At 44.9% G+C, this 25855-nt stretch carries 29 protein-coding genes and 1 riboswitch; of the genes, 15 read left to right on the plus strand and 14 right to left on the minus strand.

The annotated features are described in order from the left end of the window. Nucleotides 1-14: 14 nt before the first annotated feature. Together CW740_RS09890 and CW740_RS09895 are read right to left on the minus strand one after the other, a co-directional pair. Nucleotides 15-830, minus strand: coding sequence for a TerC family protein (locus CW740_RS09890; RefSeq protein WP_106647340.1), 816 nt, complete (start codon nt 828-830; stop codon nt 15-17). Between the two features lie 15 nt (nt 831-845). Further along, entirely contained in the window at nt 846-2456 is a 1611-nt protein-coding gene (locus CW740_RS09895; protein WP_227523845.1) for a peptidylprolyl isomerase, read from the minus strand. A gap of 129 nt (nt 2457-2585) precedes the next feature. On the opposite strand from CW740_RS09895, the gene ettA reads away from it, so the two are divergent. Together ettA and CW740_RS09905 are read left to right on the plus strand one after the other, a co-directional pair. After that, nucleotides 2586-4253, plus strand: a complete 1668-nt coding sequence (gene ettA, locus CW740_RS09900) for an energy-dependent translational throttle protein EttA (RefSeq protein ID WP_106647342.1) — start codon at nt 2586-2588, stop codon at nt 4251-4253. A gap of 652 nt (nt 4254-4905) precedes the next feature. Next, nucleotides 4906-5298, plus strand: a complete 393-nt coding sequence (locus CW740_RS09905; RefSeq protein ID WP_106647343.1) for a PilZ domain-containing protein — start codon at nt 4906-4908, stop codon at nt 5296-5298. 2 nt (nt 5299-5300) lie between these two features. On the opposite strand, the gene CW740_RS09910 is transcribed toward CW740_RS09905, so the two are convergent. Then, a complete protein-coding gene (locus CW740_RS09910) occupies nt 5301-5924 on the minus strand; it encodes a DUF938 domain-containing protein (RefSeq protein ID WP_106647344.1) in 624 nt (207 codons plus the stop codon). Nucleotides 5925-6012: 88 nt separating this feature from the next. On the opposite strand from CW740_RS09910, the gene CW740_RS09915 reads away from it, so the two are divergent. After that, the gene (locus CW740_RS09915) at nt 6013-6594 is read left to right on the plus strand and encodes a Tll0287-like domain-containing protein (protein WP_106647345.1); all 582 of its coding nucleotides are present in this window, start codon (nt 6013-6015) and stop codon (nt 6592-6594) included. Nucleotides 6595-6655: 61 nt separating this feature from the next. Here CW740_RS09915 and radA read toward each other — a convergent pair whose 3' ends face one another. Then, nucleotides 6656-8023, minus strand: coding sequence for a DNA repair protein RadA (radA, locus tag CW740_RS09920; protein WP_106647346.1), 1368 nt, complete (start codon nt 8021-8023; stop codon nt 6656-6658). 359 nt (nt 8024-8382) lie between these two features. On the opposite strand from radA, the gene CW740_RS09925 reads away from it, so the two are divergent. The 3 genes from CW740_RS09925 to CW740_RS09935 all read left to right on the plus strand — a co-directional run bounded on the left by CW740_RS09925 (nt 8383) and on the right by CW740_RS09935 (nt 10468). Then, complete coding sequence (locus CW740_RS09925) at nt 8383-9762, plus strand: 3-deoxy-7-phosphoheptulonate synthase (protein ID WP_106647347.1); 1380 nt, start codon at nt 8383-8385, stop codon at nt 9760-9762. Between the two features lie 107 nt (nt 9763-9869). Continuing rightward, nucleotides 9870-10184 (plus strand): hypothetical protein, encoded by a 315-nt coding sequence (locus CW740_RS09930; protein WP_106647348.1) that lies wholly within the window; start codon nt 9870-9872, stop codon nt 10182-10184. After that, nucleotides 10181-10468: a DUF2970 domain-containing protein gene (locus CW740_RS09935; RefSeq protein WP_106647349.1), complete on the plus strand. Its 288-nt coding sequence runs from the start codon at nt 10181-10183 to the stop codon at nt 10466-10468. The genes CW740_RS09930 and CW740_RS09935 overlap by 4 nt, the downstream gene beginning before the upstream one ends. Here the strand turns inward: CW740_RS09935 and CW740_RS09940 are convergent. Beyond that, nucleotides 10465-11388, minus strand: coding sequence for a hypothetical protein (locus CW740_RS09940; RefSeq protein ID WP_106647350.1), 924 nt, complete (start codon nt 11386-11388; stop codon nt 10465-10467). The genes CW740_RS09935 and CW740_RS09940 overlap by 4 nt on opposite strands. Further along, the gene (locus tag CW740_RS09945; RefSeq protein WP_106647351.1) at nt 11381-12211 is read right to left on the minus strand and encodes a Dam family site-specific DNA-(adenine-N6)-methyltransferase; all 831 of its coding nucleotides are present in this window, start codon (nt 12209-12211) and stop codon (nt 11381-11383) included. The genes CW740_RS09940 and CW740_RS09945 overlap by 8 nt, the downstream gene beginning before the upstream one ends. Before the next feature lie 101 nt (nt 12212-12312). On the opposite strand from CW740_RS09945, the gene CW740_RS09950 reads away from it, so the two are divergent. Next, nucleotides 12313-12936, plus strand: coding sequence for an alpha/beta fold hydrolase (locus tag CW740_RS09950; protein ID WP_106647352.1), 624 nt, complete (start codon nt 12313-12315; stop codon nt 12934-12936). Nucleotides 12937-12957: 21 nt separating this feature from the next. On the opposite strand, the gene CW740_RS09955 is transcribed toward CW740_RS09950, so the two are convergent. Further along, a complete protein-coding gene (locus CW740_RS09955) occupies nt 12958-13338 on the minus strand; it encodes a diacylglycerol kinase (RefSeq protein WP_018624139.1) in 381 nt (126 codons plus the stop codon). 85 nt (nt 13339-13423) lie between these two features. Here CW740_RS09955 and CW740_RS09960 point away from each other — a divergent pair, with 85 nt between their 5' ends. Then, on the plus strand, nt 13424-13834 hold the full coding sequence (locus tag CW740_RS09960) for a hypothetical protein (protein ID WP_106647353.1): 411 nt from the start codon (nt 13424-13426) through the stop codon (nt 13832-13834). Here CW740_RS09960 and bioD read toward each other — a convergent pair. Beyond that, nucleotides 13808-14503: a dethiobiotin synthase gene (bioD, locus tag CW740_RS09965; protein ID WP_106647354.1), complete on the minus strand. Its 696-nt coding sequence runs from the start codon at nt 14501-14503 to the stop codon at nt 13808-13810. The two genes, CW740_RS09960 and bioD, sit on opposite strands and share 27 nt — an antisense overlap. Nucleotides 14504-14614: 111 nt before the next feature. On the opposite strand from bioD, the gene CW740_RS09970 reads away from it, so the two are divergent. Beyond that, on the plus strand, nt 14615-15319 hold the full coding sequence (locus CW740_RS09970; RefSeq protein ID WP_106647355.1) for a hypothetical protein: 705 nt from the start codon (nt 14615-14617) through the stop codon (nt 15317-15319). A gap of 20 nt (nt 15320-15339) precedes the next feature. On the opposite strand, the gene bioC is transcribed toward CW740_RS09970, so the two are convergent. Genes bioC through bioB form a run of 4 tightly spaced genes read right to left on the minus strand, consistent with a single transcriptional unit; the run spans nt 15340 to nt 19269 of the window. After that, on the minus strand, nt 15340-16197 hold the full coding sequence (bioC, locus tag CW740_RS09975) for a malonyl-ACP O-methyltransferase BioC (protein ID WP_106647356.1): 858 nt from the start codon (nt 16195-16197) through the stop codon (nt 15340-15342). Then, nucleotides 16190-16966, minus strand: a complete 777-nt coding sequence (bioH, locus tag CW740_RS09980; protein ID WP_106647357.1) for a pimeloyl-ACP methyl ester esterase BioH — start codon at nt 16964-16966, stop codon at nt 16190-16192. The genes bioC and bioH overlap by 8 nt, the downstream gene beginning before the upstream one ends. A gap of 15 nt (nt 16967-16981) precedes the next feature. Continuing rightward, entirely contained in the window at nt 16982-18151 is a 1170-nt protein-coding gene (bioF, locus tag CW740_RS09985; RefSeq protein WP_106647358.1) for an 8-amino-7-oxononanoate synthase, read from the minus strand. 23 nt (nt 18152-18174) lie between these two features. After that, nucleotides 18175-19269: a biotin synthase BioB gene (gene bioB / locus CW740_RS09990; RefSeq protein ID WP_188459676.1), complete on the minus strand. Its 1095-nt coding sequence runs from the start codon at nt 19267-19269 to the stop codon at nt 18175-18177. Between the two features lie 107 nt (nt 19270-19376). Between bioB and CW740_RS09995 the strand changes: the two genes are divergently transcribed. From CW740_RS09995 to CW740_RS10010, 5 genes are all read left to right on the plus strand, one after another. Continuing rightward, nucleotides 19377-20084 carry a ComF family protein gene (locus CW740_RS09995; RefSeq protein ID WP_106647359.1) on the plus strand — a complete coding sequence of 236 codons (708 nt, stop codon included), beginning with the start codon at nt 19377-19379 and terminating at the stop codon, nt 20082-20084. Nucleotides 20085-20197: 113 nt separating this feature from the next. Next, the gene (locus tag CW740_RS12445; RefSeq protein ID WP_157826415.1) at nt 20198-20359 is read left to right on the plus strand and encodes a hypothetical protein; all 162 of its coding nucleotides are present in this window, start codon (nt 20198-20200) and stop codon (nt 20357-20359) included. A gap of 143 nt (nt 20360-20502) precedes the next feature. Next, nucleotides 20503-21057, plus strand: a complete 555-nt coding sequence (locus tag CW740_RS10000; RefSeq protein ID WP_106647360.1) for a cytochrome b/b6 domain-containing protein — start codon at nt 20503-20505, stop codon at nt 21055-21057. 83 nt (nt 21058-21140) lie between these two features. Then, nucleotides 21141-21572 (plus strand): BLUF domain-containing protein, encoded by a 432-nt coding sequence (locus CW740_RS10005; RefSeq protein WP_106647361.1) that lies wholly within the window; start codon nt 21141-21143, stop codon nt 21570-21572. Between the two features lie 147 nt (nt 21573-21719). Further along, nucleotides 21720-23048: an MATE family efflux transporter gene (locus CW740_RS10010; protein ID WP_106647362.1), complete on the plus strand. Its 1329-nt coding sequence runs from the start codon at nt 21720-21722 to the stop codon at nt 23046-23048. On the opposite strand, the gene CW740_RS10015 is transcribed toward CW740_RS10010, so the two are convergent. Continuing rightward, complete coding sequence (locus CW740_RS10015) at nt 23045-24427, minus strand: Na+/H+ antiporter NhaC family protein (protein ID WP_106647363.1); 1383 nt, start codon at nt 24425-24427, stop codon at nt 23045-23047. The genes CW740_RS10010 and CW740_RS10015 overlap by 4 nt on opposite strands. Nucleotides 24428-24459: 32 nt before the next feature. Then, a riboswitch (SAM riboswitch) is annotated at nt 24460-24535 on the minus strand. A 59-nt stretch (nt 24536-24594) separates the two neighbouring features. After that, complete coding sequence (locus tag CW740_RS10020) at nt 24595-25068, minus strand: GNAT family N-acetyltransferase (RefSeq protein WP_106647364.1); 474 nt, start codon at nt 25066-25068, stop codon at nt 24595-24597. 144 nt (nt 25069-25212) lie between these two features. On the opposite strand from CW740_RS10020, the gene CW740_RS10025 reads away from it, so the two are divergent. Beyond that, a complete protein-coding gene (locus CW740_RS10025) occupies nt 25213-25752 on the plus strand; it encodes a hypothetical protein (RefSeq protein ID WP_106647365.1) in 540 nt (179 codons plus the stop codon). Nucleotides 25753-25855: the final 103 nt, after the last annotated feature.

Below are 25855 nucleotides of genomic sequence, written 5' to 3' on the forward strand. Positions count from 1 at the left end.
AATATCACTCAAAATTACAATATTTCTTCCTGCGCTTCTTGTTCTAACTTTGCTCGAGCAGCCGCCTCTTTCTTCCGCATTAATTTCTTTTGATATTTTGACTGCACAATATCGCTGAGAACCATTACTGCGATAACGAAGTAGAAAGTTGCTTTATTCATAGGCTCAATTGGGTAGCCGAATAATAATAGATGAGATTTGTGACCGCCGTCTGCCAGCAACATAATACCGACCACAAGCAGAATAAATAGGCCTAACACTTCGAACATACGATTCTTTTGCAGGAATTGTGAAACCGTATCCGCTAGCCAGATCATCAACACACCACTGAAGACAATAGCAATTGCCATCACCCAGAAGTTATCCGTTAATGCCATGGCACTTAAAATCGAATCGAAAGAGAACACCAAGTTCATCAGTACAATTAATGCAATAACTTTTGCTGCGGACTGTGGCTTACGCTCATGAGCTTCACCAATTTCCAGCGCCATCATGTGCCAGATTTCTTTGACTGCGGTGTACATGATAAAAATACCACCCAATAACACAATGATGCTTTCAAAGGTGAAGGTTGCTTCAATAAACCCAGTCCATGGAATGGTAAACAATTCGCCTTGAACATACTTAATTAGTTCAATGAGAACAAACAGCAGAACGATCCTAAGCGCAACTGCCAGTCCAATCCCTAAACGACGAACCTGTTTTTGTTTTTCCAGTGGAGCACGCTTGGATTCCAGTGAGATATAAAGCAGGTTGTCGAAGCCAAGCACTGCCTGTAAAACAATTAACATTCCCAGCGTGAGTAAATTTTCTATTGTAAATAAGTCCATAATTAGCCCTTTAATTTATTTATTAATTTTTTCTGAAATTTCTGCCTTGAGAATCTGATCATTCTGCTCAAGTGACATCACAATGTCCATCCCCGCCACTACTTCACCAAACACGGTGTAGTTACTGTCAAGATGTAGATTTGGAGCTAGATTAAAAAAGAACTGCGCACCACCCGTGTCTTTACCAGCGGTTGCCATACCAATAGTTCCTTTGCGATGCGACCGCTGGTTAAGCTCTTCACGAATACTGTAACCAACGCTGCCTGAGCCATCACCATATTTGCTGCCTCCTTGCGCTACAAAATTTGGAATGACACGGTGGAAGTAGGTGTTGTCATAAAAGCCTGATTCAACTAAGCGAATAAAGTTGGTTGATGTATATGGTGTGTCAGTAAATAACTTGATGACAATATCACCTTTGGTGGTAACGATTTTTACCCTTGATGGCCCCTCGCTTAATGAGGAAGGTAGTTCGGTAGGCGTTGCTATCGGTTCGTTTTTTGGTTCCTGATAAGTATTCAAAGCTCGCTGTGCACCGATGCGAATAATCTCTTTATCACTCTCTGCAAGTTGCTTTAAAACCGGTGGCATATTCAGTTCCGAAAAATACTGAATCACTGCCCGCTGATGATTCGGGTCATCTGATTCCAACCATGCTTTCACGAGTTTCTGTACATCAGGTTGGGTTTTATCGTTTGTTGCGAGGAAGGCTTCAGACTGCACCCAGGTGTTGTCACTCTCGCGCAAAGTTTTCAAAGTCTGAGGTGTCATCCAGCGGCGACCAGATTGTAGTACCGTTACCTGCAATGCTGGATTATCTGCTAACGCTAATTCATTCAGCGCCTGAATCTGTTCGGTGCTTGTCAGTGTTCTAATTCCGAGCGCCTGAGCCACAGCAATTTGTATCGCTAAATTGTCACTGCGGACCTTTTCCCAAAGAAACGGTGTAATCTCTTTTTGTCCAAGCCGTGACAAAGCCCGAATTACAAAGGCCTGAGTTGCACTGTTCAATGAGGCATTCTTTTCTCTCAATAAGGCAATAACATCTGGAACCTGCGGGTCTCTTAGTAAAGGAACTCTCGCTAACAAAAAGCTCGCCATTAATGCAGTGTCTTCCTCATCTAATCGCTCAATCACCCGAGCAACTTCAATTTCAGTATCGCCCGTTAACAGATGACGATGGAACACTGACATAATTCCTAGTCCCTGCATCGCGGCGTTAGCAACCTCTGGCTCGTCAGTTTCTTCAATCAACCTGGCCAGGGTTGGAACCGATTGCTCCCCCCCCAGATTACCAATGGCCAGCACCATGGCAACTCTAACCTTGTTGTTCTTTTCTTGGCCCAGTCGCTCAATCAAATTAGCCGTTGCAGGTTTATGCAAACCGATACCTAAAGCAAAGGCAGCAGTTTCCCGAACGCTGTCTTGAGAATGATCAAGCGAAGGCAAAATAAGCTCACTGGCCTGCTCCCCGCCAATTCGTCCGAGATTAATCAAGGCTAGCTCCACGGTCTCAAGGTTGTCGCAAGCCAATGCCTTGTTGAAAGCAGACTCATTGATTTGACGCATATCTGCCAACCGATAGAGTACCGCTGATTCAACACAGGGTGGCGATTTAGGGGTCAAAGCACTACAACTGGCCAAAAACACAGTGAAAAAGGCGAGTGTTAGCGGTTTTGCGAGCTTGCTACGGTGGCTTAGTCTAGTGAGGCAATGTAAAATGCGCATAACTTTGATCAATCCTTTTGTATTTCAATGGCTCAATATATTTATACGATGAATCGTGTGGGCAAGATTGTCCCGCCGAATAAAACTATTCTAAAAGATATTTCCCTATCATTCTTCCCTGGCGCCAAAATTGGTGTGTTAGGTCTTAATGGCGCGGGTAAATCGACTTTATTACGAATCATGGCTGGTGTCGACACCGATATCGAAGGTGAAGCGCGCCCTCAGCCTGGCATCAAAATAGGTTACCTGCCACAGGAACCGCAACTTGATGACAGCAAAACCGTTCGCGAAGTAGTTGAAGAGGCAGTATCTCATGTAAAAGAAGCTTTGGCTGAGCTTGATCAGGTTTACGCAGCCTATGCCGATGCGGATGCCGACTTTGATGCACTGGCTAAACGCCAGGGCGAGTTGGAAGCCATTATTCAGGCGGCCGACGGTCATAACCTTGAAAATGCTCTTGAGCGTGCCGCCGAAGCACTTCGTCTTCCACCTTGGGATGCGGAAGTGAAAAACTTGTCCGGGGGTGAACGTCGCCGTGTAGCTATCTGTCGTCTATTGCTTGAACATCCGGACATGCTATTGCTGGATGAGCCAACCAACCACCTTGATGCAGAATCAGTGGCCTGGCTTGAGCGCTTCCTGGTCGATTACAAAGGCACAGTGGTAGCCATTACCCACGACCGCTACTTCCTAGACAATGCAGCAGGCTGGATTCTTGAACTTGACCGCGGTTACGGTATTCCATGGGAAGGCAACTACTCTTCATGGCTGGAGCAAAAAGCAGCTCGTCTGGAAATTGAAGAAAAGCAGGAGCAGGCTCGCCAGAAAACCATGAAAGAAGAATTGGAGTGGGTTCGCTCTAATGCCAAAGGCCGTCAGGCAAAGTCAAAAGCCCGTATGGCGCGCTTTGAAGAACTATCCAGCAAAGAATATCAGCAGCGTAATGAAACTAAGGAATTGTATATTCCACCAGGCCCACGCCTGGGTACTCAGGTCATTACCGCTAAGGGCCTGACTAAAGCCTTTGGCGACAAACTGCTTTATAACGATCTCAACTTCAACTTACCGCAAGGTGGCATTGTTGGTGTAATCGGTCCAAACGGTGCCGGTAAATCAACTATGTTTAAATTGATCACTGGTCAGGAAACACCGGATTCAGGTGAGTTAATTGTTGGTGAAACGGTGGAGTTATCTTACGTTGATCAGAGCCGTGATTCACTGGATGACAGCAAAACTGTTTGGGAAGAAATTTCTGACGGCCTCGATTTGATTACAGTTGGAAACTACACCACTCCATCGCGCGCCTATGTTGGACGATTCAACTTTAGAGGTACCGATCAACAAAAACGTATCGGACAACTATCAGGGGGTGAGCGTAACCGTGTGCACCTGGCGAAACTTCTTAAAAGTGGCGGCAATGTTCTGTTGCTGGATGAGCCAACAAACGACCTTGATGTTGAAACCTTACGTGCACTGGAAGATGCTCTATTAGCATTCCCTGGTTGTGCGGTTGTAATCTCGCATGACCGTTGGTTCCTTGACCGTGTTGCCACACATATTCTTGCCTTTGAGGGTGATAGTGAAACCGTTTGGTTCGAAGGTAACTACCAGGAATATGAAGCCGATCGCAAACGCCGACTTGGCGCAGAAGCTGATCAACCGCATCGTATTAAGTATCGTAAGATCTCAAAATAGTGCCAAGCTTATTAATTTAACAAGAACTTCCAACAAATAAAGAAGTTACAGGTAAGTGCTCTTTACTACCCTTTTGATTGAGCTGAGTAGTAGACAAGGCATAGCAATTCAAAACAGGACGTTTTGAATAGTAAAATTCGGGCAGGTGACCGAAGGAAATCCCTTTAGGGAGATGGAACGTATTTTACGGTACCCAAGGGGGCAGACCCTGCGTTAAGTGGCTTGGTGGATACGAAGGAAGTTGAACGAAGTGAAACCTCAATCACGGGGTGGTCTTCTTTTATGAAGTACATCCCTGTACTTCACCTTGCAGGCTAGCTTCGCTATTCAAAATCGTTCCAGACGATTTTGTGGTTACTTAAGGCAAGACAAATTTGTCTGGAACAAATTTGAACAGTGGAGTGAAGCGACGCTGGCTTCAGCAGAATACAAGGATGTATTCTGTAAAAGTAACTCGCTGAGTAGCGAAACCACAATATAAAGCGTAAAAGTCACTGGATACCGCGGTCAAGCCGCGGTATGACAGATAATGAATTTTGGTACTTCCAATAAGAATTAAGCAAAGCGCTATACACTACAAATTCCCTTAGACAAGCCAAAAGCCATCTGCTACTTTAGAATTATCATAACGTAATGATTCAGGACTAAACTGGTGTCAGAACAGGACCGACGCAACTTTTCACGCATTGAATACAATGCCAAAGTATTAATTGAGCAGGGAGAGCACAAATCAGTGGGCTCTGTCATTGAACTGTCTTTGAATGGTGTTTTAATAGACTCGAAGTCAAAACTGGACGTTACGCAGCCTGTTGACATTCAAATCATCATTGACGAATTTTCTCCAGCCATACATCAAAAAGCTGAAATTGTTCATCATCAGGATCAGCAATATGGGCTTAAAACTTTAGAGATCGATATAGACAGCATGCTACAGCTTAGAACTATCATCAGCATGCACAATGACGATCCTGATGATATTCACAGAGAATCAAAAGCACTCTGGGAAATTAAAGTCGAAGAAAAAGATAGTGAAATAAAAAACTAGCCTTACTCTTTAACCCAATCATCAAATCGAGTTTGATATCCTTCTGGCTTGATTAAATCCATCTGCCAACAGGTCTCGCCTCTAGCCAAATACTTGACTTCAAAATGAGTTCGCTGAGAACTCTTATCTACTGCAAACACACTTGGCTCTAATTGCCACTGATTTCTGGCCAACTGTTCGGCCTCCTCAATGTATGACTGAATGTTTGTTGCCAATACCAATTTGGCTTTGTCCTGCATTCTTGAAAGTAAAAATTCAAAAAAAGGCATATTCAACCAGCGCTGGCTGGGATTTTTTGGTTCCGGATTGGGATACAGCAAAAAAACACCTGCAAGAGATTTGGGCTCTAGTGCATGCACCACCCAGGGAATGGCATCGGCATGAACAGCCTTTAAATTGTTTAAAGACAACTGCTCAGCTTTTTCGGCAAAGTCATTAAACTTATTTCGAGTTCGTTCAATCGCAATCAAATGCTTATTCGGATTATCCTGCGCAAACATCAGCGCGTGCTTGCCTCTACCTGCACCAATTTCTAGATATTGGGGTGATTCTATTTGTGGTTTAACAAATCCCCGAGGAGCAAATAGTTTTTCTGGCTTGAACTGGCGTAAATTGACATCCGTCATAATATATTAAGTTTTTCTGATGTTAGCTTTAAGATGAGCTTTCCAAGCGGTAGTATAAAGCGTTATCAGAAACGGTAAAGGAAACACCATGAAAAAAGTTTTAATCATTCTCGTTGTATTGTTGGTAGTCGCAGGTGCGGGCTACTACGCGTGGCAAGAGTACCAAAAAGCAAAAATGCAGCAATGGGAAGAAAAAGCACAGCTGGCCGAAGCAACACTTAAGCCCATTAAAATACAATTTAAAGAAACCTTGATGAATGGCATGCAGCAAGGCGTCGTTGAAGCGATAAATTATTGCAATCTAGAAGCGCCAGAAATCGCTGCAAAAGTGCCTGCCGGTGTCGAGGTGGGACGAACTAGCCATAAAGTACGTAATCCAGACAATGAACCTTCCGAATTATTAAAGGGTCCTCTCGGTTATTACCTTGATCAGGAAAGCAATGGAAACAAAGCTGGTGGTAATATTACTCAGCTTCCCAGCGGTGAATGGCTTTACGTTGAGCCTATCTATACTCAGGCAGTTTGCCTTGCCTGTCATGGGCCAAACATTGCTCCTGAAGTGCAAGCGGCAATCAATGAAAAATACCCTAACGATCAGGCCACAGGATTTAAAGAAGGTGAACTGCGAGGAATGTTCTGGCTTAAATTAGCAGAAGATTTTGGCGAGTAGCCATTGAGTGACCCGCATTGCTATTGCGATAGTCACTCAATCTAAAGACTTTAAAGACTTGCTAGATCAGTTGAATGAACTGAGCCATTCGACTGACACCTATAACCTCCATGCCATCAAAGGGTTTTGGAGGTTTATTACCCTCAGGAACGATTGCTCGTTTAAAACCATGCTTAGCTGCTTCCTTTAAGCGCTCCTGACCATTGGGCACCGGACGAATTTCACCCGCCAAACCAATTTCGCCAAAGATGACGGTATGCTCTTCCAGCGGACGGTTCCGTAAACTAGAAATGATCGATGCCACTAACGCCAAGTCGGAGCTGGTTTCCATAACCCTGACACCACCTACCACGTTGGCAAACACATCCTGATCATAAGTTGCAATTCCGGCGTGACGATTGAGCACCGCCAGTAACATGGCAATTCGCTGGTGATCGAGACCCACTGCGATACGGCGTGGTTGAGGTGCATGCGAAGTATCTACCAGCGCCTGAATCTCCACCAACATAGGTCGTGTACCCTCCCAGGTTGCCATCACCGCACTTCCAGCCACAGGGTCTTGGTATTTGGATAAAAAGATCGCGGAAGGATTTTTGACTTGTTTCAAACCTTCGTCGGTCATGGCAAATACACCCAGCTCATTAACCGCACCAAAACGATTTTTTACAGCACGTAGTAGTCTCAAGCGTCCATCTCGCTCGCCTTCAAAATAGAGAACTGCATCTACCATGTGCTCAAGTACACGCGGTCCAGCCAAAGCACCATCTTTAGTTACATGACCCACAACTAATAACGTAATTCCGGTTTGCTTGGCAAAGCGCACCAATTGAGCAGCACTTTCACGCACCTGAGCAACACCGCCTGGCGCTGACTGCAACATTTCAGTGTAGATAGTCTGAATGGAATCAACCACCATGACTTTCGGCTTTTGCATCAAGGCTTGCGTGGTAATTTGTTCCACCTGTGTTTCGGTCAGCAATGAAAAATCACCGGTCGCCAGTCCCAAACGTTGAGCTCGCATGGTTACCTGCTGCAACGACTCCTCACCGGTCACATATAAAACCGATTCAGTTTCGCTGATTTTGCATAGACTCTGTAACAGTATGGTTGATTTACCAATTCCCGGATCACCGCCCATCAGAACTACCGAGCCAGGTACTAAACCACCGCCCAGTACCCGATCAAGTTCAGATAAACCCGATGACATGCGCGGTAGCTCAGACAGATCCACCTTGTCCATCTTAACCACTTTGGAATCCTGTCCAGCATAACCAGTAAACCGCGAGCTTTTAGCAGTGCTGCTGGTTTTTTTGGCATCCACTTGCTCTACCATGGAATTCCATGCTTTACATGCGCCACATTGCCCTGCCCATTGCGGAGTTTCAGAGCCGCACTCTTGGCAAACATATATTGTTTTTACTTTTCCCATAATTACCTTACTTTCAAACGTTCTGAGCGTCTGCCTGACTTTGTTAGAATGTGCTTAGTTGTCAGTCATTTATTTTTTATAAACTTCCTCCAACACGCACATTCTGCCGCGTCAGACAATTGCTCAGTCCGTTTTCTTATTGATGTGCCGGTTTTGCCTTGATTAGCGTTATCTCAACTTTTCTACCGTTGTACTTTTTGCTTGGTTTAATTTTCAGCTGAAATGATCACTGATCATTGCGATAAACAATGTCGTATATCATTGCTATTTTCAGATTATCATCCGAATCACGCTTCTATTCGCCAGCGCCTATCTTATGAGATAGAATAGCTTTATTGAAGCAGATATCTGAATAAATCATGAGTAACAGTTCCGCTGACCAATGGACTCCAGACAGCTGGAAGCGTAAACCAGTCAGTCAGCAAATCAAATATGGTGATAGTGAAGCCTTGGCGCAGGTTATTGATAAGTTACGTCAATTACCGCCTTTGGTTTCTGCCAGTGAAGTGGATAGCTTAAAAAGTCATATTGCCGATGCGCAGGAAGGCAGAGCCTTCATCCTGCAAGGCGGTGACTGCGCTGAATCATTTTCTGACTGCAATGCCGAAGCCATTTCACAAAAAGTTCGTCTGCTCATGAGCTTAAGCCTGCTGGTTAGTCAGCAAACTCAAAAGCCGGTGATTCGTATCGGTCGAATCGCAGGCCAATATGCCAAACCCCGCTCCGAACTGACTGAAACTCAGGACCAAACCACTTTACCCAGCTATCGTGGCGACCTGGTTAACCATGTTCATTTCAGCGAGTCCGCGCGGATGCCAGATCCGGCCCGCATGCTCCAAGGCTATAGCTATGCTTCATTAACGATCAACTACATCCGCTCTCTGCTTGAAGGCGATATCAGTGATCTGTTCCAACTGGAGCAAGAGTCACAAGACCTATTGTCGCTAAAAACTAATGCCAAGTTGCACAAGAGCCTTGATCAGTTCCGAGAGGCAATGCGTCTGTTCCATCAGGCCAATGGCCCGCAGCATAACAGTCGTCACTGGCTGGAGTTCTTTACCAGCCACGAAGCACTGCATCTGCATTATGAAGAAGCGCTGACCCGCAAAGCCAACAATGGCAAGTGGTACAATTTATCGACTCACTATCCCTGGGTTGGTATGAGGACCACTATTCAGGACAGCGCCCATATCGAATATCTTCGCGGTATCGCTAATCCAATTGCGATTAAGGTTGGTAAAGATCTGTCACCAGAAACACTGGTTCAGTTATGTAAAGTACTCAATCCCAATAACGAAGCTGGGCGCTTAACCCTGATTCAACGATTTGGTCATCAGCATATCACTCAGGTCTTGCCGGATATGATCAAGGCCGTGCAGGCAGCTGGACTCAAAGTACTCTGGAGCTGCGACCCAATGCATGGCAATACTCGGGTAAGTTCACAAGGCATCAAAACACGTGATTTCCAGCATATCCAAAGTGAACTGCAACAAGCCTTCGAAATTCATGCTGCCCATAACACCCATCTTGGCGGCGTGCATCTTGAAATGACGGCTGAGGCAGTTATGGAATGCATTGGCGGTACCTACGGGGTGACAGAGCAGGAGCTCGACAAAGCCTACACAAGCCTGGTCGACCCACGCCTCAATGTGGCTCAAGTATTTGAATTAATTGATTCCCTTGAAGAAAAGCAGCAACATTTACATAAAATTGACACAAAACACGTATCATCTTCTTGAATTGTAACCAAATGTTCACGTATATTAGGCAGATATGTTCGCCCGAATGGGTAAACTAGGTCTATGGAAAGCGTGTTCGACCCAGATGGAAAGTATGAGGAGCAATGATGAAAATGACTAAAGCTGTTAAAAAGTACATGACTGTTTCAGTTTTTGTGGCCGGTTCATTCCTGTCAGGTCAGGCTTTTGCCAATGCTCAAATGTGCTCCAATGTACAATACTCTCCAACGGACGACACACAACTTCACGTTCTAACTCAGCTTGAACCTGAATTGGTTCAGCCAGCTCCTCAACAAAAAGCCAAAAAAGACGAAAAAAAATCCGAACAGTCAGTTAGCTGGTTTTCATGGCTAACAGAATCTCATACAATGCCAAGTCTGCATTTTATCGATATTCTCGAACTGTTTGGCGGTGATGAATGAGCAAGCAACACACTTCTACCCAAAAAAATCTTTCTAGTAATACCCAGAGCAACACTAACGACAACAATCAGCAGCCAGAGCATGAAGGCACAGGTTTCTGGTCAACCGTAAAAAGTGTTGTTGGCGCCATGTTTGGTGTTCAATCCGAAGAACAACGTCAGAAAGACTTCGAAAAAGGTAACGCCCTACACTTCATCATCGGCGGCCTGGTTTTCACCATCGTATTTATTTTCACCATTCTTTACTTCGTTAATTCAGCACTGGAAAGCGCTGGGCAAGGTTAATTACATAAGTTTTGTAAATCCGTGTACTCCTTAGGTACCTCCATTTCAAACCTACTCAACCCTAACTTAACTCTTTCCTTTTGATAGTTATCAACTAGCTGGAGCAAAGCTTTATCAAACTCCTGTTGCCACTCCTGCCTTGGTTCTCCCTGATAAGTATTTTTATGTAATCCGTGAATGAGTTTTTCGGGCAACTCCCCGTAAATATAGGCTTCTAACCTTAGTTCTTTATCACGTTCAGGCGTTAAAAGCTTATTCTGTTCTAAATATATTCTCTCGAAGCTGGCAACACGTGCGAGATTGTGAGAGGTATAAATACTGCCATAAAGAACTGCTCGATATAACCAATACCGAGCTTCCTTGAGTGCACTTTTATCAATAAATGATGTAATTTCAGGATAAGCCCAACCTTCACTTAATGCTGGAGACAGCTCTTCATCAGTAAATGCTTTCCATAACATATTTTGACCATAAGCATACATTGCAAACCTATCACCATTTTTTGCCATTACAAGCAAATCTGAATTTTTGTAATACTTATAGGGATGGTCAATAAAGAGAGAGGAATGTCTGTTTTGCCAATCCATTGATGGCATCCCTAAACTTTCTTGCCATTCGATAACTGCTCTACCCTTAGCTGAATCAAGATAATCTAAAACCAGACTATTGCAATCTTCTACTTCCGGCTTAGGCTCTGACAAATTATCAAGCTGTAATATTTCTACATTAGAGCTGACATTTGCTGAATTTTTATCTGTTACCGAATCATTCACCTTTATGCCATTGATATCTTTGAAGAAAGTTTGCTTATTTACATTTTTTTTACTTGATTCAGCAAGAATATAACTCAAGCTGAAATAGACTAAACTACAGATGAATATGAGCGCAACAGAGATAAGGATTAGTATTTTTTTATTCATAAACCACTATCAACTCCTGTGCATTATTGCGCCCTGCTCCATCGCAGGAGATAAAGCGTCGCACGGGGAAGGATTGTAAATCTTTGGCTTTGGCGTAGATTAGGCGGGAGAAGTCGGTGTCATGATTAGAAATCACAACCGGCACGCCACGCTTGGCGAGTTTCTGTGCTTCAAGTGCCAGCTCACGCTGATTGTCGAGTGAAAACTCCTGCTGGCTGTAGCTTGCAAAGTTGGCAGTTAATGACCAGGGAACGTAGGGTGGATCACAATAAACCACATTGCCTTTCCTTGTATGACTCATGGTTTTGCTAAAGCTTTGACATCGAAATTCCGCACGCTTTGCTTTTGCAGCAAAAAACTCCATTTCACGTCCAGGAAAATAAGGCTTTTTATAGCGTCCAAATGGCACGTTAAAGCCACCGGAACGATTATATCGGCATAAGCCGTTGTAACCATGGCGGTTGAAGTAAACGAATAATGCCGCTCGTTCTTTTCCTGGCTTCAACTGATTGAAGTATTCGCGTAATTCGTAAAAGGTTTTCTGGTTATTATATTGGTCAGTAAAAAAACTGGCACAGTAATCAATAAATGTCGTTTTGCCCTTTTTAAGCTGGTTAAAAACATCGATCAGATCGGGATTAATATCAGCAAGCAAATATCGATCATAATCTGCATTAAGAAACAGTGCACCTGAACCTGCGAACGGCTCAATCAACTTATTGCCCTCGGGTAAAACGTTTAAAATTCTTGGCAGTAATCGGAACTTACCACCCGCCCACTTAAGGAAAGGTCTTTGATAAGAAGTGGGCTTTAGTGCAGACATAGTCGGTTTTTATTCTTACAATTGCTGCCTAGTGTATCAAAACCGATCACGATTGAAAGTTAAAATTCAATTCAAATGCAGTAACTGCAATTAGGAAAGGCATGACTCAAAACCAAGATTCAAACAATCAAAACATTTCACAAGCTGTTTTTATTTTTGCACATGGTGCAGGTGCTGACTCTAGCTCTGAATTCATGCAGAGCATGGCTAAGCTCATTAGCCATCCCGATATTGAAGTGGTGCTGTTTGATTTTCCTTATATGCTTAAACGCCAGCAGACTGGTAAAAAGTCACCACCAGATCGTATGCCTAAACTGCTAGAAGCCTATAAACAGCAGATTCTTGAGCTCGGCAAAGGAAGGAAAATTTTTATTGGGGGTAAGTCTATGGGTGGCCGTGTGGCCAGTATGATCGCTGATGACGAACAGGTCTCTGGCTTAATCTGCATGGGCTACCCGTTTCACCCGCCTGGTAAGCCTGACAAGCTAAGAACCGAGCATCTACAGAGTCTAAGGACGCCTACATTGATATTGCAAGGAACACGCGATCCTTTCGGTAAACCTGACGAAGTTGCCAGTTATGATTTATCTCCAACCATCAAGGTTCAATGGCTGGAAAATGGAAATCATAGTCTGGAAACGTTAAAGCGCTCTGAGATCAGCACAGAAGAAAGCTGGCAGATAGCTGCCAAATTCGCTCAGGACTTTATATTGAACCAGCTCTAGAGATTGAGCTGGTCATTAAGCTTATGAGAAGAAATTGAAGTAGCAGACAGTGCCCCAGACGATACCTGTAAACAGTAAAGCGACAAACACCATCGCTGAGCCGATATCTTTTGCACGTCCAGACAATGGATGTCTTTCAGAACCAATGCGATCAACTACCGCTTCAATCGCTGAGTTAGCAAGCTCCGCCATCAGCACGATACCCAGTGTAAGCAGCAAAATCGCAATTTCGGCGGTGGTGTTACCAATGACAAAAGCCAGAGGAATGAGGATTATGGCCAGAACCAGCTCCTGACGGAAAGCAGCTTCATTAAGCCATGCGCCTTTCAGGCCCTGCAAAGAATACTTTGTGGCATCAATAATGCGAGGAATACCTGTTTTACTGGGTTTCATAAGTGACATTGTGACTGACTTAATAGATTAGGCTTATGCACTGATACTACTGTATGCTAGCCTTTTGAGCAAACTGACAAAAATTGGCAATATTATGAAAATCAAACACTTAAAATATATCATTGCTTTGGCTTTAGCCCCACTAGTTGCCTGCTCACAAGCTGGCAATCAGGACAATTCAGAAAACCCTGACATAAAACCTGTGGATTTTCAGCAGCAAATCCAGACAGCCATTGCTGACAAAAGCTGCAACTCGGATGCCGACTGTGCCCTGGTTGAAGTAGGAGCCAAACCTTGTGGCGGTCCGGAATCTTATGAGCCCTACTCAAAACCTAACGTTGACGAAGCCAGACTTCTAGAGCTGGCGACGGCTTATAAAAAAGAGCGACAGGATTACTTCAAAGAAAACCAGATCATGGGAATTTGCGTGGTAACACCAGAACCCCATGTTAGTTGCGTCAACAATCAGTGTGTTGCCTCAGAGCAAAGCCTTAAGGTCCAATAACTCACTGGCTTTTTCATAATCAGCGCCTTCTTGCTTGCTCACCACGCCAAGACAAGGCGCTGAAATATTCTTCTTCAACCAATCTAGGTTTTGCTCACTTCGATTCATATCGCCAAACACAAAATTGGCGACCCAGCCTCTTAGCTTTAGTCCGCGGCGCTCTATATCGCGTACGGTCAACATGGCATGATTAAGACAGCCCAGCTTCATTCCTATCACCAAAATCACATCCATTCTTTTCTGCTCAACCCAGTCTGCATAAGTTTCGGTGTCATTGAGCGGTGTTAACCAGCCACCCGCACCTTCAACCAGCAAGTGTTCGCTATCAGGAAATTTAAGCAACCTGTTGAGTTCAGCGATTGATAACTCAACTCCAGCTTCCTGAGCGGCAATATGTGGCGCGATCGCGGGCTCGAAGCACAGAGGATTAATATCGGAGTAGCTGATTTGCTCAAAACCTGGGCTTTTTTTCGAAAGCTCGTGGATTTTCAGACCATCTTCATTGCGCCACTCTCCAGCTTCCAGCTCGGCGCCTGAAGCGACCGGTTTTAGCCCAACAACCTGCTCTTCACAATGCAACAATGCATTGATAAGCGCCTGAGTAATAAAGGTTTTTCCAACCTCGGTATCAGTGCCTGCAATGAATAATATTTCTCTTGTTTTGTTCATTTTGTTACCCCTCGCACACATCGCTCTATAATGGTTACGCTATAATTTGATACAAAGTTGCTACATTTTGGCGTAGCATAGAATCATAGTCCGTTTTTCAGGTGACTTAATTTGGCTGGCGACAACACTATCATACTCACTCTGGCGATTATCGCCCTGGTAGTCCTTTTGGTAGCAGTAGTGACTGCTGCTCTAAAGCATGCCGTGGTCAGACAGCTTGAGTCTAAAAACGAAGAACTCAAAAAAGTCCTCGAAGAAAATACTCGTAATATTGCCGGCAAAGCCCAGCGTATCAAAGAGCTGGAATCCACCCGAGATGACTTAAAACACTCTTTGCAAAGCCTTTCTGAGCGCAATACAGCTCTTACTCAAGAACACAGAGAGCTGAAAGGCAAATATAAGCAGGCACAAACCTCATACGAAGAAGCCCAGCAGAATTATCTCAATGCCTTACAATCCATTGCCGATACCAAGCGTGAACTTGATGACGAAATGGATCAGCTTCGCGAAGAGTGCGATGCCCGAGTTCGCACCATTCGCCAGGATGCTCTCGATGAAAAAGAACGTTTCAAAGAAAGCTTGGGGTCCGAATTCGAACACCTTAAAAAGAGTCATAAAAGACTCGTTCAGGCCAATGCCACTTTAAGCCGCAACATCGATAACTTACGCGATGAACGCGACTTCTATCGTACTGAGTTTGAAACTCTGCGCGACTTCCTGCACGAAGCGCAAATGAAAAATGTTAAACAAACGCTTGAGCAGAAAGAAGAAGAGTTAAAAGAAAAAATCGTTAACTTTGAAAACAAAAAAAATTAACGCCTTTCCCGATTAAAGATTTACCCAATTTCTACCGCATAGTCATGGTAACCGACAGCCGCACCGGCTTCGGTACCAAATGCGTGCCCATAAACCAACTCATAAGTTGCCGGCAACTGGCCATCATCCATTCTAAATTTACTGTATTCCTGCTCCAGCTTACGTAGCTGACGCGGACTGGTTAAGCCATGGTTTCTGCTAGAATCAATATTATGAGCACCAATATTTTTTAAATCACGCATTAGCTCTGTGGCGCGGTTATAACCAATAACTACTGGCTCATTATCAACCACAGGATCAGACATGCGGGCACTTAGCATGGCATCACCCACATGATGCATATCAATAAAGTTGTTCACATGCTGATAGTCATTTAGAGCTGCCCAGCTTTGCTTCAATTCATACAAGGTGTCAGGTCCCAATGTCGTAAATAACAATAAACCTTCTGGCTTTAACACACGATTGAGTTCCTGAAACAGTTGTGGCAACTCTTCAATCCACTGGATGGTCAGGTTTGAAAATACAAAATCAAAGCTATTAGTGTCAAAAGGCAGCTGCAGTGCATCAGCACATACATAGTCTTCCTGATTCGATTGAGCTCGACAGAAATCGATCATCCCTTTCGCCAAATCTGCGCCTGTTACTTTGGCGTTCGGGAATCGACCACTCAATTCGCGGGTAAAATATCCGGTACCACAACCCAGATCTAGAATATTGGTCGGTTGCAGTTTGAAATACTGTAAGCGCTCAAGCAATCGTTCACCGGCCAATTTCTGAAAGAAAGCGGCATCATCATAGGTCTTCGCTGCTCGGCTAAAAGAGCGGGCGATATCCTCTTTTGAAATCTGATTGATTCTTGCCTGCGGTGCTTTACTCATGCAAAAACTCTTTAACGTCGTTTACGAATAGTGGCTTATGAGACAGAAAAGGCGCATGGCTGGCTTTTGGATAAACCTTGTGCTGACTATGCGGAATCAGTTCGGCAACCTGCTCTGCAGTCTTGGCAGGCACCAGAGAATCCAGTCTGCCATAAAGGCGCAACATTGGTGCTTTCACCTTGCTCAACTCATTGCGCAAATCAACCTCATTCAGTAACGCCAAACCACCACGTAGCGCCTTGCCGGCTGGAACGCCATGAATAAATACTGTATCTCTTAATCGACGAATATCGTCTTTCTGGGTTTCGCTGCCTATGGCCTGTATCGCCAGAAAGCGAATAATGGTTCCTTGGTAATCTTCTTCCAGATAGCGACAGAAGCTGTCCATGATGTTGGCTTTCATGGCATGTTGCCAGTCGTCCTCCTGAACAAAGCGAGGATTACTAGCCACCGTAATAAGTTTATTGACTCTTTCAGGCGTTTCGATGGCAATGTTGGTAGCAATCAGGCCGCCCAGTGACCAGCCGAGATAGTGTGCATTGTCTGGTGCAACCTTTAGCACTTGCTCGGTGAGCAAATCCAAGGTGTAAGGATCGCCGGGAATGGGTGAACGTCCGAAGCCTGGCAAATCAATCATATGCAAGGTGAAGTGCTCAGCCAGGTCATCGGCCAGCATCTCCCAGATACCTGAGTGTAATCCCCAGCCATGCAGCAGAACCAGATCGGGCCCTTGCCCGGTACTCTCTATATAAGGTTGTAACTTACTCACCCATTACCTCTACAATCATACTTGTGCATTTGCCTGCTTTAACTCATCGGAGAGCTTTTCAAGCAAAAAATCTATGTCGTCAGTGCTGTGCTCAGCGGTTAATGTCACCCGTAACCGGGCACTGTTTTCCGGAACCGTTGGCGGCCTGATGGCTACCAGTAAAATGCCAGCCTCTTTTAAGGCACGGCTAATGGCCAATGTTTTGTCATTACGGCCTATCAGTACAGGCTGAATAGCAGTTTCAGAAGGCATCAATGGAATATCGTGTTCACTGGCCAGTCGGCGGAAATAATCAATATTCTTCTTCAATTGCTGGCGACGCCAAGCCTCTTCCTGGAACAGTTTCAGTCCGGCTCGATTAGCTGCTGCTACTGCCGCCGGCATGGCTGTAGTGTAGATATAACTGCGGCCAAACTGAATCAGGCTTTCAATCAAGAGTTCACTGCCGGCTACAACAGCCCCAAAGCCACCAAGCGCCTTACCCAGTGTAGCCATATAAATAGCTGCTGACTGCTGCGCTAATCCAAAGTGCTCAAGGCTTCCTTTACCCTGCTCACCCAAAACGCCAAAGCCATGCGCATCATCCACCATCAATGAGGCTTTATGCTTGTTGCAGCTGCTAACCAATTCGGGCAGCGGAGCAATATCGCCATCCATGCTGAAGACGCCATCGGTTACTACCAGTCGACTATCAGCAGGCTGTTTCATCTGACGCTCAAAAGAATCCATATCGGCGTGTGCGTAGCGCAGCATTTTGGCCGCGCTAGCCATACCGCCATCAATCAAGGATGCATGATTCAGTTTGTCCTGAATAATCAGATCATTCTTTTCAGGCAAACAGGTTAGCACCCCATAATTCGCCATATAGCCTGTCGAAAACAGCAGCGCCCTTTCGGCCCCTAAAAAGTCAGCGATTTCTTCTTCCAGCGCATGATGTTGGTCACTATGACCGATAATCAAATGCGATGCGCCACTGCCAACACCATATTGTTTTGCAGCCCTTTGCATCGCTTCGATTAATTTTGGATGATTAGCCAGCCCCAGATAGTCATTGCTGCTGAAGTTCAGATATTCTTTACCTTCAGCCTGAATGCGTACACCCTGCGCCCCCTCAAGGGTCAGACGGTGGCGTAACAGGTCCTGAGCTTTGCGCTGCTCAAGTCTGGCTTGCAGTTTTTGCCACATGGCAATAGATCTCAATTAACAATCTAGTGAGTTTTGGTTGCGTCGTAGAATAACGATTTGGCCGGTTGCTGCTCTTCAACTTTAGGCGTTTCTTCAATCAGCTCTTCCTGATCCATCTCACGGCGCTCAGGCTGAATGCCCAGACGTTTGAACAGCTGCATATCCGCTTCTGCTTCCGGGTTAGCAGTAGTAAGCAATTTCTCACCATAGAAAATGGAGTTAGCACCCGCCAGATAGCATAGAGTTTGGGTTTCCTGATTCATGTCTTCGCGACCTGCAGACAGGCGTACATAAGACTGAGGCATCATGATTCGAGCAGTAGCAATCATGCGCACAAATTCTATTGAATCAAGTTTCTCAACGTCGCCCAATGGCGTACCTTCAACCGCAACCAACATATTAATCGGCACGCTTTGCGGATGCTCTGGCATATTGGCCAACTGTTGCAACAGGCCATAACGATCATTGGTTTGTTCACCCATACCGATAATGCCGCCACTGCACACATTAATTCCAGCATCGCGAACGTGCTGCAAAGTATCTAAACGATTTTTGTAGGTACGGGTAGTAATAATTTGCTGATAATATTCAGGCGATGTATCAAGATTGTGGTTGTAATAGTCCAGACCCGCTTCAGCTAACTTTTGTGCCTGCTCATCGGTCAACATGCCGAGGGTCACGCAGGTTTCCAGGCCCATATCTTTAACCTGACGAACCATTTCCAGCACTACATCAAGATCTTTTTCACGTGGTGAACGCCATGCCGCGCCCATACAAAAACGGGTCGCACCATTTTTCTTAGCTTGCTGAGCTTTGGTCACCACTTCTTCGACCGCCATTAACTGTTCCTTGGAAAGGCCTGTGTTGTAATGGCCAGACTGTGGGCAATAAGCGCAATCTTCAGGACAGGCACCGGTTTTGATGCTCAATAAAGTGCTGGTTTGGACCTGATTAGGATTGAAATGCTGGCGATGAATATTCTGTGCGGCGAACAACAGATCATTGAAAGGTTGGTTATAAATAGCTTCGACTTCTGCCAATGTCCAGTCATGGCGAACCTGACCACTATTCAATTTCTCTAAACTGGTTAATGTTTGACCGTTATTTTGATTGCTCATTATTTTAAAAACCCTTATAGTCTATGGCTTCGCGCACAGCAAGATTCAGGAAGAATAGCGTGAAGTTTACGGTTTCATCACTCACTGTCAACCAATTAAAGGGAATTATGGTTTACAATCTATTTTCAATTGTTCGCAAGAATAATCCTCAAGACTCCGTCAATTGCTCCTTATGTGGTTTAGGAAGCGATTACTCGGGCTTTTGTGACCCCTGTCTTTCTGCGGTTCAACGCCAAGGTCAATACTGCCAGCAATGCGGCAATAGCCTTGGAAAACAACCGATTGGTGCTGTTTGTGGGCAGTGTCTTAAAAAACCACCCCGTTATCAGGCGCTAATTGCAGCCACTCATTATGAATTTCCGGTCAATCATGCCATCAGCGAAATGAAGTTTGAAAAACAACTGCATCATATTCGTAGCTTCAGCAACTTACTGCTTGATGAACTGATTACCTATTATCAGGACATTCCGCTTCCTCAGGCCATTGTGCCCATTCCTCTGCACTCTAACCGCTTACGAGAACGCGGCTTTAATCAATCACAACTGATTGCCAAACATCTAACTCGTAAATTAGAAATACCTATGCTCGAAGATGCACTGCTCCGCATTAAGGACACCCCGCATCAGATTGGGCTTAAAGCTATCGAGCGGCGGAAAAACCTGAAGCGTGCTTTTTCTGTCAAACAGGAACTACCCAAGCATATTGCCCTAGTTGATGATGTGGTCACCACCGGCTCGACCATTCAGGAAGCCTCGAAACAATGCCTAAAACATGGTGTTGATCGCATTGATGTCTGGTGTCTGGCCAAGACTTGAGCGGGCTGAAAAGTTTGCAGCTTTGTACTAAGTCCTATATAGTTACAAAAGTGTCAAAAAAACTGACACCTTTAAGTAAAATTATATAGAAAACAATAAAATAGGAGTTTCTCATGTCTGCAACTTTTACTATTCCATGCCCTAAGTGTGGCTCGGTTTCAACCTTCAAGACGGGTGTTTCCAGAAGCGGAACGGGTGTAGGTACTTGTCGTAATTGCCATAAGTCTGTGCGTATCCAGGTCGATGGTAAAGGAAATATCGTAAGAACCTCTTAAGTAAGCAATAACAGACAAATGCACAGTCCGTACATTTGTCTGTAAACCCTCCTGATCGGGATCAAGTCCCTGAACATCTGTCCATTGTGATATTGACTCTTAACTCCTAGATTGAAGTTACATTCATTCGGAGGAGCAATCCCATGAACACAGAAACCTTTAATCGTAGGTCGCAGCTATTACACTGGGGACTGGCTCTTTTCGGAATTGCCGCCTGGCTGACCGGGGAAAATGCCGATGATGGCTTTAACTCCAATGGTTTTCTACTACACCTTTATCTTGGTCTTGCCGTATTGGCGTTCATCCTGACCCGCTTCGGGGCAGGTCTTTTGAGCAAAGGGAAACTGAGTTTCAAAGGATGGACTTACTTTAACAGAGCGCAATGGCGTTTGGCCGCACAGGATATTGGACAACTTTTACGTTTTAAACTTCCACAAAGAGAAATACATCAGGGGCTGGCAGGTCTGGTGCAGTTTTCTGGATTGTTACTGTTTCTGTGGATGGCTATTTCCGGTACAGCAATATTTTTGCTGCAAAACAGCGCTGGCTCTGCGGTGTTTGAAGCAGTAGAAGAAGGCCATGAGGTTGGCGAAGCCCTTATCCCTCTATTCCTGATTCTGCACATTGGCGCCGTGATTGTGCATACCCTTAGCGGTGATCCTGTTTGGAAAAGCATGATGAAAAAAGACACTCCATAAATCTTCACAACTCTTTCATCTGAGCAGAGATAAGGTTTTAGAGTTTTTAACAAACTACTAAACCGATGTTGAGGATAAAGATTATGCTTGTGCAACTAACCTATGCTAGCCGAGTAAGCAGGACGCTAAGCTCAGATGATATCAAGAACATCCTGAGCAGCTCTCAAAAAAATAACAAAGCCGATGGTGTAACTGGTGCTTTGTGTTTATCGAATGGTATTTTTCTTCAAATACTGGAAGGTGATCGCCAAAAAGTGAATAAAGCCTACCATAAGATATTGGCTGATGCTCGCCACAAAGATCCAGCCATATTAGATTACAGAGAAGTGATTTCGCGCAAATTCAGCGAATGGTCAATGGGATTAATCACTCGATCTGATGATAACAGACAGCTTTTCTTAAAGTACTCTTCAAGCTCAGACTTTGACCCTTATAGTATGAGCGGTGAAACCTTAAGGGGCTTTTTCTCAGAAGTAGTCGATAACGTACGTTGGCTGCGCAAAAGCCCAGATTAATTATTTCCCCAGCAAGGATGCTACCCTCCTTCCATTTCAATTTAGCTTCCGCACAATCAAGCCATATAAGAGAAAGCACTCTGGCCCTTTGAGCAATACCTGATACAATGCGCATCATAAAATCCCGCTGCGCTCGGACATTCCGCTTTGCTTAATAAAGACCGTTCACAACAAGTTCTGCAGATATCGCTGCCCATCGTTGGGGGCATGATTTCGCAAAATGTTTTGAATCTGGTCGATGCAGCGATGGTTGGTACTCAGGGCAGCGCGGCAATTGCAGCAATTGGTATTGCTGGCTTTATAAATTTCATGGCAGTGGCCTTCTTTATTGGCTTTGCCGCGGGCGTACAGGCCATGGTTTCGCGCCGTATGGGCGAAGGGCGAGACAGTGAAGCCGCTTATCCTCTTAACGCAGCCCTCTTAATCATAGGGCTGTTGGCGGTCCCAACCAGCATCATTCTATTTTTCCTGGCTCCGGATATTCTTAGCGCCCTTAATAGTGATCCTGAGTTGCTAGAAGAAGGTATCCCTTACCTTCAAGCCCGCTTCGCTGGCATTTTAGCCATAGGTCTTAATTTCAACTATCGAAGTTATTGGAGCGCCATTAAGCAAACTGGCTACTATCTGCGTACCCTCTTGATTATGCACTCGCTGAATATCGTGCTTAACTACGCGCTGATCTTTGGTAACTTTGGCATGCCTGAACTAGGGACTTTAGGAGCCGGTATTGGCACCAGCATTTCTCTGGCGATGGGTTCGATTTACTACCACATATTGGCGACCAGACACACCAAACAATTTGGCTATATGGAAAGGCTGGCGACTTGGACAACCATTAAGTCTATTTTCAGAATTTCATTTCCATCATCAATCCAGCAACTTTTCTTCGCTGGTGGCTTTACTGCTTTATTCTGGATCATTGGCCAGGTAGGTATTCACCAACTGGCAGCGGCAAATGCCATTACCAATGTGATGCTGGTTGCCATTCTGCCCTGCATTGCTCTGGGCATAGGTGCAGCAACCATGGTAGGTCAGTCACTTGGCAGACAGGATCCCGATGATGCTTATTTATGGGGTTGGGATGTTGCTAAAATGGCACTGATATTTGCAATCGCTTTGGCAACGTTGTTCTTTATCTTCACTGATCCCATTATGGGCATCTTTCTGAAGGAGCAGACTGCGCTCGAAATAGCTCATTGGCCATTTAAATTATCTGCAGGCATTATCATTATTGATGCGATGGGGCTGGTATTTCTCAATGCATTGAATGGTGCCGGTTACACCAAGCCACCGATGTACGTTTCCCTGCTCTCTCAGTGGCTAATATTCCTGCCTGTGGCTTGGCTACTGGGTCCCTATTTTGGCTTCGGGCTCATGACAATTTGGTTAGCTTACGCTGCTTACCGTGTGTTACAGACAGGTGCATTTATCTGGCTATGGCAGCGTCGAACCTGGGCCGATTCGGTTGTTGACTAAATACCTTTTCTGAACAGCAAATTAATAATCACGACGGCTAATAAAATAGGTAAATACCAAACATACTGCACCGGCTCCAAAGGGGATATCCCAAAGCTGGCCCCAAGTAACAGACACTGAGCACCATAAGGTAATATCCCTTGAGTTGAGCATGCACCGATATCGACCAGACTTGCGCTTTGCTTCGGCCGAATAGCACCCTGCTCAGCTAAAGACTTGGTTACTTTACCGGTCAAAATGATACTAACCGTATTATTGGCAATCGCCAGGTTAGTTACCGCGGCAGTACTTAATACAGCAAGTTGCGCTCTCAGTTTAGACTGACTCGCGGCAAACAACTGACTTATTTTATTGACCAGCCATTGCAAGCCACCCTGCTGTTCTATCAAAGCCCCAAGACCACCAATCAATAACGACAACAGAAAAATTTCCTGCATATTGCTGAAGCCTTTATAGATGGTCTGTGCAACTGAGTTTTCAGCTGTGAAACTTCCACCAATAAGACCTATAGCTATACTAATGATGATACCGGCAGGCAAAATGATGAAAACATTCAATCCAATTAATGCCAGAACCACGATTGCCAGATAGGGAATCACTTTATAGAGCTGATAATCAGCAACCACTGCTTGCGAGGGCTCGGTTGTAATTAAGGAGAATAAGGTAATGGTTATGATTGCAGCGGGAATTGCCCAGCGAGCATTCTGACGCAATTTTTCGCCAACTGTTGCGCCCTGGGTGCGCGTTGCAGCAATGGAAGTATCTGAAGTCACAGACAGGTTATCACCAAACATGGCGCCGCTTAGCAATATTCCAGCTACAATCGCAGGCTCAAACCCAGCTGTTTGCGACAAGCCAAAGCCAATTGGCGCAAGTGCTGCAAGAGTTCCCATCGAAGTGCCCATGGCAAACGACACCAGCGCAGCTATGACAAATAAGCCCGGCAACACAAATCCCGGAGGAATCCAGTACAGTCCAAAATTGACCACCGCATCAATCGCGCCGATAACGCCAGTTAGCGCCGCAAATGCGCCTGCCAGCAGATATATTAGACACATGGCAACAATATTACTGTCACCAATACCATTGAATAAGGTTGCGATCCTGCTCTCAAAGCTTCCTTTGGCCAGATACAGTGAAACAGCAATCGCTGGCAATACCGCTACTGGAGCGGGTAACTGATAGAAAGCATAGTCGACTCCAATCACAGTGTAGTAAATGCCAGAGCCCAGAAATAAAACCATAAATAACAGCAATGGCAATAATGACAGCCAATGAGCAGGGTTGTGGCTAGAGACCTTTGGGTGGCGAGTATCAGTGATTGATTCGGAAGAGCCAACTGATGATAGGCCAGGAGCAGTAGCAAGCTTTTTGGACATAAATAACCTTCAAAAATAGCTTGCGGACGAAATGATACGTTTCAGAGTCACTCTTTAGCGGAATTTTTAGTGCGCCCGCAAGCGGTACAAATCAGCGCAGGTGGCAACTATACCTGAGTTGCCACGGAAGTCCAAACGGCTAAACGTATAGTCGTTATAACAATTTGTTATTTGAGCATTTTGGAAGCTATGTCCTGCTCATTCACACGCAGGAAGTAATAATCGTATTTATAGTCTTTTTCAAAACCATAGTCGCGGTAAATCTTGTGCAAACGATGATTCTCTTTGCGGGTAGTCACCTCAATTCGAATAGCATCGGTTTCCTTGCACAAATCTTTGGCAGCATTCAACAATGCCTCAGCTGTTTGCTTACGCCCAGTACCGCCAAATACGTAAAAGTCATTCAGCGTCCAGATTGGAGCCAGACCAATACTTGAATAAGAAGGGTAAAGTTGTATGAAACCTGTCAACTCATCTCCCTCATAGGATAAAAATATGGTTGAAGTCTGTTGTTCCAGCATTTGTCGCAAAAACTGCTCAATTTTCTGTGGCTCAGAGGGTTGTTTGTAGCGCTGGCGATAACTATCAAAGGCAGGCACAAGCTGTTCTAAGTCTTTGATTTCACAAATCTTAATTTTCAAAGCAGTATCCTTATGCGATTTTTCTTAGGTATTCAGTAAGAATTCAGTTTACAAGCGGTAAAGTTGTGACTAATGAATGTTATTGAGCCTTGAGCGCCCAATATCCACTCAGTTGGTATTATAGTGAATCCTAAGGAGTTATCCATGAATAAAATGATAACCACAGCACTGATCATGACATTGGGCCTGGGCCTTTCGCAGGCTGGTTTTGCCAAAGAACATAAAGGTCCTCAGTCAAATAATGCACGCAGTCATGCCTCGGTTGAAAAAAGACATGATGCGAATCGTTTTGAGCAGCGTCATAACCGCGACAACCGTTTTGAACACCGTCGCGATGATCGCAGAGATGATAGATGGCGTGACCACAGACGTGATGATCGTAGAGATCATCATCGCCACAGCGATTCGCGTGGACATGACCGTCATTACGGATCACACGATCGCTATCGTGATAACTATCATCCAAGACCGAAGCATACCTACTATCGTGTGTACCATGATCGTTATTACCCACGATACAGAACTTACCCGACAACGGTTTATTACTTAGGTCAGGACTGGTACTACTATGGCGGTTACTACCACCCATACCCACGTGGCCACATCCATACCCATTATTGTGACCACCGCTATTGGGAACCGCTTGCAGTAGGCATCATTCTAGGTAGCGTACTCGGCTGGTAAAACTTTCTTCCTGACCCTGGGCATTCTAAACACAACTACCCCTTAGTGTTTATTCTTCCTCTCCTGAGCCCAGGGTCAGTTTTTCTACAATAAAAAAGCGAGC

It is taken from the genome of Kangiella profundi (genome assembly GCF_002838765.1).
GTDB lineage: Bacteria > Pseudomonadota > Gammaproteobacteria > Enterobacterales > Kangiellaceae > Kangiella > Kangiella profundi.